A 4,060-nucleotide genomic window follows, 5' to 3' on the forward strand; every position below is an offset into this window, starting at 1 on the left:
GTCCGACGCGGTCGGCCTGCAGCCGGTTCCGGTGCGGGCCGCCGGCGTCCAGCTGATCGGCGAGGCGAAGGGGTCCGGTTACAAGGAAGCCCCGTCCCTCGTGCGCCGTTCCGACGGCCAGACCATCCAGCTCACCCGACTGCTGTACCTGGTGCTCGAGGCGATCGACGGCGAGCGGGGCCTGGAAGAAATCGCCGGGCACGCCAGCGACAGTTTCGGACGGCTCGTCAGTGCCGAGAACGTCCGCACCCTGATCACTTCCCAGCTGCTCCCCCTCGGCCTCCTGCAGCTGGCGGACGGCTCCGAGCCCGCGGTAAAGAAATCGAACCCGCTGCTGGGTATGCGCTTCCGGTACTCGGTGACCGATCCGGACCGCACCCGGAAGATCACCGCGCCGTTCGCCACGCTGTTCAACCCCTTGATCGTGGTGGCCGTGACCGCGGCCTTCCTGGCCACGTGCTGGTGGGTGCTGATGGTCAAGGGCCTGGCGTCGGCCACGCATGAGGCCTTTGCCAACCCCGGACTGGTGCTTTTGATCCTGGTGGTCACGGTGCTCTCGGCCGGTTTCCATGAGTTCGGCCACGCCGCCGCCGCCCGCCGCGGCGGGGCCACCCCCGGCGCCATGGGGACCGGCCTGTATCTGATGTGGCCGGCCTTCTATACCGACGTCACGGATTCCTACCGGCTGGGGCGCGGCGGCCGGCTGCGCACGGACCTCGGCGGACTGTACTTCAACGCCATCGTGGCCGTCGCGATCATGGGCATCTGGTGGGCCACCGGCTTCGATGCGCTGCTGCTGGTGGTGGTCACCCAGATCCTGCAGATGGTCAGGCAGCTGATGCCGCTGGTCCGCTTCGACGGCTACCATATCCTGGCCGACGCTACCGGTGTCCCGGACCTGTTCCAGCGCATTAAGCCCACGCTGCTGGCCCTGGTGCCGTGGCGGAAGACAGATCCCGAAGCCGGGCTCCTGAAGCCCTGGGCGCGGGCCGTGGTCACCATCTGGGTGCTGGTCACGGTCCCCCTGCTGCTCTTCAGCATGGCCACCATGGTGCTCACCCTGCCGCGCGTCCTGGGCACCGCCTGGGATAACGGCCTGAAGCAGCAGGCCATGCTTTCCCACAGCCTCGCCACCGGGGACCTCGCCGACGCCGCCGTCCGGGTGATCGCGATCGCCTGCCTGGCGCTGCCGGTGCTGGGCATCTTCTACATCCTGTTGCGCCTGGTCCGCCAGCTGGCCACCGGCCTGTGGCGCAAGACCCGCGGAAAGGCCCTCCAGCGTGCCACCGCCATCGTTGCGATCGCGGCGGTGGCGGCGGGCCTCGCCTGGGCCTGGTGGCCGGGAGCTGACACCTACCGCCCGGTCCAGCCCTACGAGCGCGGCACCCTGGCCGACGCCACCACCGCCGTCTTCTCGGCCTCCGCCGCGTCCCGGATGGCCGAGGGCCAGTCGGGAACGACCGTTGCCCTGTGGCCGGAGGGCGCCCGGAGGCCCACACGCGAGGACCCGCAGCTGAGCATGGTCCTGGTGCCCCGGCAGTCCGGCACGGCCAGCACGGCCGCCCCCGCGGCAGCGCCGGCTGCCCCTTCCTGGGTCTTCCCCTTCGACAAGCCGGCCGCTCCGGAGGACGACGGCAACCAGTCGCTCGCGGTCAACACCACTGACGGTTCCGTCGTCTACGACGTCGCCTTCGCCCTGGTCTGGGCCGAGGACGGTGACACCGTGGACACACGGAATGAGGCCTACGCGTTTGCCAGCTGCGCGGACTGCGCCGCCGTGGCGGTGGGCTTCCAGGTGGTCCTGATTGTGGGACAGACCGATGTGATCGTTCCGGAAAATCTCTCGGCGTCGGCGAACTATAACTGCGTCCGGTGCCTGACCTACGCCCTGGCCAGCCAACTTGTCCTGACCCTGGATGGGCCCCTGAGCAGCGACGGCATGGCCAGGCTCAACGAGCTGTGGCAGGAGATCGCCGCCTTCGGCAAGGACCTGCGGAACCAGCCACTCTCGGAGATCCAGGGCCGGCTCAGCGCGTACAAGGAACAGATCATGGCGGTCATCAAGGCCGATCCGAGCGCCACCCCGGCCGGGTCCGCCGGTACAGCCCCGACGCCGGGCGCCACTCCTGCCGCCACGCCCGGCGCCACCTCCGGCGCCACGCCTGGCGCCGGTACCGCCGCCACGCCCGGTACGACGTCGGGAGCCACTGCCGAAACCACCCCCGGCAGCACGCGGGCCCCGGCCCCGGGCCCCACGGGAGCCACGGCGCCGGGTGACGGTACGACGTCGTCCGGTCCCGCCGCGGGCTCCGGTGCCACGGAGCCGGCAGGGCAGCAGCTGACGCAACCCGCGGCTCCCGCACCGGGCACGGTCTCACCGGCGCCCGCATCCACCGCGCCGCCGGCACCCTAAGGCGGGGACCCGATTTTGGGTCCGAATCGGGTTCGGATTGACGCAGATGGCCGGAATGAGGACTTCATTCCGGCCATCTGCGTCATATCGGCGTCTCGACAGACCGCCACCGCATCAGAGCGCTTCCCCGTCAGGTCGGTACTTCCCTTAGATTGGCGCTTCCCTGAGATTGACGCGTCCGTTAAATTGGGGCTTCGCTGCGCCGTCGGATGCCGGATGCCTGCTGCCGGGCCTTCCTTTCCTCCGCGGGGATGGTGTACACCATTTCCGTGGCCCATTCGTCCTTGTTGTGCCACTTGCCACCTGCCGTGATTCCAGACCCAACCCGGGCCAGTGAACCCGCCACCCAGCACCCAGATCCCGGCACCCGGAGCACCCAGCACCCAGCACCCAGCACCCAGCACGGAGAGGCAACACGATGAGACTAACGCTGACAGAGTTCCTCACATTGGACGGTATGGCGCAGGGTCCTGGATCGCCCGAGGAGGATACCAGCGACGGCTTCTCACAAGGAGGTTGGTTCGTCCCCTTCCTTGACGAGGAATTCATCCAGCGGGCGGCGGACTGGCTTGGCGAGGCGGATGCGTTGCTGTTCGGCCGCCGGACCTACGTCAACTTTGCGAGGGACTGGCCGAGAATCACGGACCCTGATGATCCGTTCTCTGAGAAGATGAACGGTTTGCCGAAGTACGTGGCCTCGCAGAGCCTGGCGCAGGCTGGTTGGGCGCCCACGACCATCCTGTCCGGGGACGTCCCCGCACAGGTCGCTGAGTTGAAGAGGCAGCCCGGCCGGGAGTTACAGATCCACGGGAGTGCCCGGCTGGCCGAGTCGCTGCTGGCGAAGGGGCTGATCGACGAACTGAGGCTGGTGATCGCCCCTGTGGTGGTGGGTAACGGCAGGCAACTGTTTCCGGCCGGAGGCGCCCCGGCGGGCCTGCGTCTGGTCCGCAATGAGGCGACGCCGGGCGGACTCGCGATTCTTGTCTATGAGTCGGCGGGGCTTCCGACGTACGGGACCTATGAGCCTGGTTCGTCCGGCACCTGAGGCCCGTGGTTGAGCTTGAGGCCGATGGTTGAGTCGGCCGCTACGCTGCACCAGGCGGAGTTGCCCGGGTTCAAGCGCCGGACCCGGTCAGCGGGCCTGCCACTCGTCCGCGAGGATGGCGTACACCACCTCCGTGGCCCATTCGCCCTTGTAGTGCCATTTGTCCACCTGCCGTGATTCCAGGCGCATGCCGAGCCGTTCACAGAGTGGCGCCGAGGCCGTGTTCAGGGCATCAAGCTTGGCGTCGATGCGGTGGAAGCCCAGGTCCTCAAAGCCGAGCTTCAGCAGTGCCCGGGCGGCCTCGCTGGCGATGCCCCGTCCCCGCGCCTCCGGGGCCAGGCTCCAGCCGATCTCGGCCTGCCCGCACCCCTCCAGCCACTTCAGCACCACCTCGCCGAGGAGGCCGGGCGAATCCTGGGCCTCAATGGCCAGGGCCACCCAGTCGCCCTCCTTCTCGAACTCGAAGTCGGCGTACCGTCCCACCGTTTCCATCGACTGGGTGTAGCTCTTGGCCTCGCGGGGCAGGAACCGGGCGGTTTCCGGGAGCGAGTGGTAGGCATGGAAGGCATCGAGGTCGGCAGCTGCAAAACGCCGCAGCACCA

The 4,060-nt window shown here is 68.7% G+C and carries 3 protein-coding genes; 2 read left to right on the forward strand and 1 reads right to left on the reverse strand.

The window, feature by feature from the left end; all coding sequences use genetic code 11:
- Positions 1-2,413, forward strand: a 2,413-nt coding sequence (locus Y706_RS29200; protein WP_043435707.1) for a hypothetical protein, incomplete at its 5' end; no start/stop codon positions are given.
- 418 nt (positions 2,414-2,831) lie between these two features.
- Positions 2,832-3,458, forward strand: coding sequence for a dihydrofolate reductase family protein (locus Y706_RS0109245; protein WP_028276371.1), 627 nt, complete (start codon positions 2,832-2,834; stop codon positions 3,456-3,458).
- Between the two features lie 87 nt (positions 3,459-3,545).
- Here Y706_RS0109245 and Y706_RS24595 read toward each other — a convergent pair whose 3' ends face one another.
- Complete coding sequence (locus Y706_RS24595) at positions 3,546-4,058, reverse strand: GNAT family N-acetyltransferase (protein WP_253906749.1); 513 nt, start codon at positions 4,056-4,058, stop codon at positions 3,546-3,548.
- Between the last annotated feature and the right edge of the window lie 2 nt (positions 4,059-4,060).

The organism is Arthrobacter sp. I3 (assembly GCF_000520575.1).
Classification (GTDB): domain Bacteria; phylum Actinomycetota; class Actinomycetes; order Actinomycetales; family Micrococcaceae; genus Arthrobacter; species Arthrobacter humicola_A.